The organism is Salmonella sp. SAL4457 (assembly GCF_046548235.1).
GTDB classification, from domain to species: domain Bacteria; phylum Pseudomonadota; class Gammaproteobacteria; order Enterobacterales; family Enterobacteriaceae; genus Salmonella; species Salmonella enterica.
Genome location: NZ_JBGDZO010001154.1, coordinates 1 through 244, shown reverse-complemented (window position 1 = coordinate 244; position 244 = coordinate 1). Strand labels below are relative to the sequence as shown.

The following is a 244-nucleotide window of genomic DNA, read 5'->3' as shown; positions in this document are numbered from 1 at the left end:
TAAAGAAGGTGTGAGCACAGGCGCACAGGTCGTCATCGGAGATGGGGCGGCTGCCGGGGTTGTTCTCCAGGGGGCAGGATAAATGGCGACCGGGTGGGCGTTATCAGGCAGCGGTGGCATCAGCTCAGAGCCTGCTGCAGTTTTTCTGCCATCACCCAGAGTGCCCGGTTGAGCTTAACGTCGCCGTCGATGCCTTTCACCGCGCGGGTATGGCTGCGTTTGCCTTTGGCAGTACGTCCTGGCA

General features: G+C 61.1%; 1 pseudogene. It reads right to left on the bottom strand.

Annotation, left to right across the window (positions count from 1 at the left end):
* Positions 1-119: 119 nt before the first annotated feature.
* Positions 120-244, bottom strand: a pseudogene (locus tag ACLJNW_RS27785) (DUF945 domain-containing protein); the annotation flags it as partial.